The organism is Bullifex sp. (genome assembly GCF_034103065.1).
In the GTDB taxonomy this organism is placed as follows: domain Bacteria; phylum Spirochaetota; class Spirochaetia; order Sphaerochaetales; family Sphaerochaetaceae; genus Bullifex.
Genome location: NZ_JAXEGN010000175.1, coordinates 1 through 6,158 on the forward strand (window position 1 = coordinate 1; position 6,158 = coordinate 6,158).

Here is a 6,158-nt window from a genome sequence, read left to right on the forward strand (position 1 = left end):
AAATATATTCCGAAATAAGAATAATATAATTAATTTAATGAATATGATTTTTCCTCTTTTAATTATTAATATGAGAAAAGTATATGTAATAAATGATTTTAATCTTAAAAAGAAAGTGGAAGAACTTGGTTATAGATGTGAGGTAATGGAATCTAATATTGAGGATTATGATAAAGCTATTATCGTTAAAATTAGAAATCCAAGTGAATACCTGTTTTATGAAAAATTAAAAGAACACTTTAAGAATAAAAATAAAATCCTCTATATCGTTTTTTCTCCAGAAGTTGGCTACGTAAGTGAAAGACCAAAAGGGTACTATGTTAAAGTTGCTCATAGTACAGATTTCACAGAAAAGGAAAGTGCATTTATGTATGCTTTAATGCGAAACACAATGACAAAAGGAGTTTGTATTGATTTAAAAATTACTAGAGCAACTTACTCAACATACTGCAAGAAGCTGTGTACAAAGGTTGGTGCTAAAGATGTTTTTGAATTAAAACTTTGGGCTTTATTAAACATAAAAAATTAGTGCCCGCAAGATGCAGGCACTTTAGATTATTAGAAATCAGCACTCTTTACATAGCGTGGATATGGAATTACGTCTCTGATGTTCTGAACACCTGTTACATACTGAACAGCTCTTTCAAAACCAAGACCAAATCCTGAGTGAGGTACTGAACCATACTTTCTTAAGTCAAGGTACCACCAGTAATCTTCCTTATTTAATCCAAGCTCAGATATTCTTGAAAGTAATACATCAAGGTTGCTCTCTCTTTCTGAACCACCAATAATTTCACCAATTCTTGGTACAAGAACATCCATACCTCTTACAGTCTTTCCATCTTCATTTAGCTTCATGTAGAAAGCTTTAATTTCCTTTGGATAATCTGTAACAATAACAGGTGACTTACAAACTTTTTCAGTTAAGAACTTTTCATGCTCAGTTTGAATATCAGAACCCCAGTGAACAGGGAAATCAAAATGGTCATTTTCTTTCTCAAGAACCTTAATTGCATCTGTATATGTCATATGAGCAAATGGAGTCTCAATAACATGTCTAAGAGTTTCAATGTTACCCTTTAATACAAATTGATCGAAGAATTCCATATCTTCAGGATTCTTTTCTAAGCACTTTGAAAAGATATACTTTAAGAAAGATTCAGCAACTTCCATATCACCATCTAATGAGCAGAAAGCCATCTCAGGTTCAACCATCCAGAACTCAGCCAAGTGCTTTGTTGTATTACTATTTTCAGCTCTGAAAGTTGGTCCAAAAGTATAGATATTCTTCATTGCCATTGCATAGGTTTCACCTTCAAGCTGACCTGATACAGTTAAGGATGCTTTCTTACCAAAGAAGTCCTTTGAGTAATCAACTAAACCTTCTTTTGTCATTGCAACTTTATCTAAATCTAAGGTAGTAACTTGAAAAGTTTCACCGGCACCTTCTGCATCAGAACAAGTAATTAAAGGAGTGTTAACATAGATAAAACCATTTTCTTGGAAGAATGAATGAACTGCATATGCTAATGTATTTCTTACTCTTGTTACAGCACCAATAAGGTTTGTTCTTGGGCGTAAGTGCGCAATGTCTCTTAAAAATTCAAGTGTATGTCTTTTCTTCTGAAGAGGGTAATCAACTGGACATTCTCCTACAACTTCTAGAGATGAAAGCTGCATTTCAACTGCTTGGTTACCACCAAGAGAAGCAACAATTTTACCACTACAAATTACAGATGCACCTGTAGTAATTTTATCAAGCACTTCATTATTGTTGAAAGAATCCTTATCGATAACTACCTGTAAACCTTTTAATGTGGATCCGTCATTTACTTCTAAAAAGCAGACGTTCTTACTATCTCTCTTTGTACGTACCCATCCTTCAGCCTTAACAATTTCTTCACTAGGCTCTCTTTGAAGAATGGCTTTGATTCTTTCTTGCATTTTAATGCTCTCCTAAGTAAAAATATAGCAAAAATTGTATTCTTTTACCTATTTCACGTCAATAATAGTTAAATAGTTAATATTAACCACCCACATAATTAATAAATAGTAGATTATTGTTTGTTGACTTAGCACTTTAAAACGTTAAAAATATTAATAAAAAGGAAATTATGTTACAGATTATAGGAACAAATAAATGCCGTTCAACACAGAAGGCTATTAGATGGTGTAAAGAAAGAAAAATTGAATTTCAGTACATCGATTTAAATGAGAAAAAGCTTTCAAAAAAAGAATATGAAAGTATTTTTTCATCATGCTCTGCTGATGAGTATATTGATAATGAATGTTCCTACTATAAGAAAAATGGTTATTCATGGCGTGAATTTAATCCTCAGGAAGAGGTAATAGAGCATCCTGAGTTATTGAGGACACCTATACTAAGAAATAAAACAAAAGCTCACTCTGGCTTTGATGAAGAATTCTTAAAAGAGGCATCAAAGTGAGATATAGCGTGCTAACAAGTGGAAGCTGTGGAAATGCATATGCATTTTTCGATGGTAAAACTACAATCTTAATCGATATGGGCTTAACCTTAACTGGGTTAAAAAGACGATTATTGGATGCCAAAATTCCATATGAATCGATTAAAGCATTATTTTTGACTCATCTACATCCTGATCATGTAAAGGGCGCAGGCGTTTTATTTCGAAATATTAATGTTGATATTTTCTTAAGTCAAAGCATGAAGGAAGGAGGAGAGTCTATATTACTAAAGCTAGGTTTGAAGAGTGATAATTATTTTACATTTAGCTATGGAGAAAAAGTAATTATAGATGACTTTGAAATAACTAGCTTTCAAACCTCTCATGACTGTCAAGGTAGTGTAGGTTACAGAATTGTAAATGGTTCATATTCATTTTTCTTAATGACTGACACTGGTGTAGTTCCAGAAAGAGCAATTGAACTTGCAAAGTGTAGTAACGTACTTTTTGTAGAGAGCAATTACGATGATGTAATGCTTGAAAATGGAAAGTATCCATATGTATTAAAGAGAAGAGTAAGAGGTGAGCGTGGACATTTATCAAATGCTCAAGCTCATGACTTTATTATCGATAGTAATTTAAACGATAAGACTATTTATTTTATCCATGTAAGTCAAAATAATAATTCGATTGAAAAGCTTAATGAGATGGTTTCAACACTTCCTTTAAATAATCGATATATTATTTGTGAACGTGGAAAGAGCTATTGGGAGTAATTATGGCGAAATCAAAAAAAAAGGTAGCAAAACTAAAAGCAAAAGAGTATTCAAAAAAGGAGTGCATGAAGATTAATCGTGAAGATGGTCTTACAATGTTCAACTTAAAAAAATATACATTTAGAGATTTTATCGATGCATGTACAGCTCGCTATTCATCAAGGCTTTGCTACACAATAGTAGGTGGAGAAGATGAGGTTAGCTTTACATATCGCTACCTTGCATTTAAGGTACATTCAATTAGCCAATATCTATTAAATATCGGAATTAAGAAAGGTGATAAAATAGCAATTTACGGTGAAGGAAGTCCAATGTGGATGATGATGTATTTTGGTATTACATCAATTGGTGCTATTGCAGTACCAATTCTTCCAGGCTTTACTCCTAGAGAAACTATCTTTGCCCTAAATAATTGTGGTGCTAAACTCGTTTGTGGTGGAAAAAAACAAATATTAGGTATTAAGGATTATATCTTAGAAAACAATCTTGAAGTTATTAGACTTGAGGATATCTTCTATTTACCTGCTGACAGTGTAAAGATAATGGAAGATAAAAATTACTTTGATCTTCCTGGCCTTGATGTTACTCGTGTTAAATTCAATATTAAGGAGTTATCAAAACTACCACTTGAGGAAGATGATATTGCATCAATTATTTATACATCTGGTACAACAGGAGCATCAAAGGGAGTTGTGTTATCACACAAAAACTTACTTAGAAATGCCGATTTATCAACAACTCAATACATTAAGCTCAAGCCAGGTATGAGAGCTTTATCAATTTTACCTGTAAGCCATGTATATGAATTTACTAATGGCCAGATACTTTGTATGATGTCAGGCCTTGAAATTCACTTCTTAGGTAAGCCTCCAGTTGTTTCAATATTACTTCCAGCATTAAAGAATGTTAGACCAGATGTAATTCTTTCTGTTCCACTGTTAATTGAGAAAGTATATAAGTCAGCTGTTGCTCCAATGATTAAAAATGGTGGAAAATTTGAAAAAATTTACAATAATAAACTTACTAAAAACTTTGTCTGTAGGGTTATTAAAAGAAAGCTTATTCAAACCTTTGGTGGAAAGCTTAAGTTCTTTGGTATAGGAGGTGCCCCATTGGATAAAGAGGTTGAAGAGTTCCTATATAGAGGTGCCTTCCCATATGCTCTTGGTTATGGCTTAACTGAAACTAGTCCATTGCTTGCTGCATGTGGACCTAAGAAAAAGGATCATAGACTTGGATACACTGGTTATATCGTTCCAGATGTCGATATGAAGCTCATAAATAAAAATGCAGAAGGAATTGGAGAAATTGTAGTTAAAGGACCAAATGTAATGCGTGGTTACTACAATAATCCTGATTTAAATAAAGAGTCTTTCACTGAAGATGGATACTTCAAAACAGGTGATTTAGGATTTATTAATAACAAAAATCAACTTGCTATTAAGGGTCGATGTAAAACTATGATTTTAGGACCAGCAGGTGAAAATATTTATCCTGAATCTATTGAAAGTGTAATTAATAACCAGCAGTTTGTTGAGGAATCTTTGGTAGTTAGTGATAATGGTTCATTATTAGCTTTGATAAAAATTGATATCGAATTGATGGCAAAGAGCTTAGCAATTTCCATTGATGAGGCAAAAGAGGAAGCTAAAAAGTACATTCATTCCTTAAAGCAAACTGTTAATAAAGAGCTTTCAAGTCAAAACAGAATTGACTCAGTTGAGCTCCAGGAAGAAAGCTTCGAAAGAACTGCTACACAAAAGATTAAACGTTTCTTATATCCAAAAAATAAAAAATAAATGTAAAATTTCGGGTTAGTCAAATTGATTAACCCATTTTTTATTTTACATCGTTTATCAAAAAAACTCATTTTGCTATAATCAATTCATGAGTAACAAAGATACTAGAATTGTCGATATTTCATCATTAGCAACTCCAAATGAGATTGCAAATTTATATCCTGTTTCACCAGAGCTTTCTAGCCAGATTGAAGAGTCAAGAAGAACTGTTGAAAATATATTAAGTGGTAAAGACCATCGCTTGCTTGCAATCGTCGGTCCTTGCTCAATCCATGATCCTGAAGCGGCTCTCGATTACGCTGATAGATTAAAGTCATTATCCGATATGATTAGTGACCAGTTTTACGTTGTAATGAGAGTGTATTTTGAAAAGCCAAGAACAACAGTTGGTTGGAAAGGCCTTATCCTTGATCCAGATTTAGATGGAACTTACGATATAGAAAAGGGTTTAAAAACAGCTCGTTCATTATTAATTGAAATTAGTAAAAAGGGCTTAGCTCTTGGATGTGAGGTATTAGATCCTATTATTCCTCAGTACATCGATGAATTAATGAGCTGGTCCAGTATTGGTGCTAGAACTACAGAAAGCCAAACTCATAGAAACCTAGCAAGTGGTTTGTCTGTACCTGTAGGCTTCAAAAACTCCACAAGTGGTGAGCTTACAAATGCAATTAATGCAATTAAGAGTGCATCTGTACCAGCATCATTTATTGGTATTAATAAAGATGGTCAAACTGTTGTATTAAGAACTAAAGGAAATGATGCTTGTCACTTAATCCTAAGAGGTGGCGATAGAGCTCCAAACTACTATGAAGATGATGTTGAAAGTGCAAAAAAGAAAATGCTCGATGTAAATTTAAATCCTGCAATTATTGTCGACTGCTCACACGGAAATAGCAGAAAGAACTTTTCAAGACAAAAAAGAGTATTAAGAAATGTAATTGACCAAGTAATTTGGGGAGAAAAGGCTATTAGAGGCTTTATGCTTGAAAGTAATATTTTTGAAGGTAACCAGCCAATTTGTGGTGATAAATCATCATTAAAGTATGGTGTTTCTGTTACTGATGCTTGTATTGGTTGGGAAGAAACTGAAAGAATCTTAGTTCATAGTGCGCAGCTATTGAAGAAGGCAGAACGCTATGGTGGAGTAGTGGAGG

General features: G+C 33.2%; 6 protein-coding genes. 5 read left to right on the forward strand and 1 reads right to left on the reverse strand.

What is annotated here, in order from left to right:
• Positions 1 to 37 precede the first annotated feature (37 nt).
• Positions 38 to 529, forward strand: coding sequence for a hypothetical protein (locus SOY52_RS06855; RefSeq protein ID WP_320848218.1), 492 nt, complete (start codon positions 38 to 40; stop codon positions 527 to 529).
• Positions 530 to 558: 29 nt separating this feature from the next.
• On the opposite strand, the gene asnS is transcribed toward SOY52_RS06855, so the two are convergent.
• Positions 559 to 1,944, reverse strand: a complete 1,386-nt coding sequence (gene asnS, locus SOY52_RS06860) for an asparagine--tRNA ligase (protein WP_320848219.1) — start codon at positions 1,942 to 1,944, stop codon at positions 559 to 561.
• A gap of 170 nt (positions 1,945 to 2,114) precedes the next feature.
• Here asnS and SOY52_RS06865 point away from each other — a divergent pair, with 170 nt between their 5' ends.
• From SOY52_RS06865 to SOY52_RS06880, 4 genes are all read left to right on the forward strand, one after another.
• Entirely contained in the window at positions 2,115 to 2,447 is a 333-nt protein-coding gene (locus tag SOY52_RS06865) for an arsenate reductase family protein (RefSeq protein ID WP_320848220.1), read from the forward strand.
• Positions 2,444 to 3,202 carry an MBL fold metallo-hydrolase gene (locus tag SOY52_RS06870; RefSeq protein ID WP_320848221.1) on the forward strand — a complete coding sequence of 253 codons (759 nt, stop codon included), beginning with the start codon at positions 2,444 to 2,446 and terminating at the stop codon, positions 3,200 to 3,202. Before SOY52_RS06865 ends, SOY52_RS06870 begins: the two co-directional genes overlap by 4 nt.
• Positions 3,203 to 3,204: 2 nt before the next feature.
• Positions 3,205 to 5,001 (forward strand): AMP-binding protein, encoded by a 1,797-nt coding sequence (locus tag SOY52_RS06875; protein ID WP_320848222.1) that lies wholly within the window; start codon positions 3,205 to 3,207, stop codon positions 4,999 to 5,001.
• Between the two features lie 88 nt (positions 5,002 to 5,089).
• Positions 5,090 to 6,158 (forward strand): 3-deoxy-7-phosphoheptulonate synthase (locus SOY52_RS06880; protein WP_320848223.1); only part of this gene is annotated, 1,069 nt, incomplete at its 3' end.

Excerpts from the sequence above, each read along its gene's own strand:
- SOY52_RS06855 (WP_320848218.1), top strand. The coding sequence starts at position 38 with ATGAATATGATTTTTCCTCTTTTAATTATTAATATGAGAAAAGTATAT.
- asnS (WP_320848219.1), bottom strand. The coding sequence starts at position 1,944 with ATGCAAGAAAGAATCAAAGCCATTCTTCAAAGAGAGCCTAGTGAAGAA.
- SOY52_RS06865 (WP_320848220.1), top strand. The coding sequence starts at position 2,115 with ATGTTACAGATTATAGGAACAAATAAATGCCGTTCAACACAGAAGGCT.
- SOY52_RS06875 (WP_320848222.1), top strand. The coding sequence starts at position 3,205 with ATGGCGAAATCAAAAAAAAAGGTAGCAAAACTAAAAGCAAAAGAGTAT.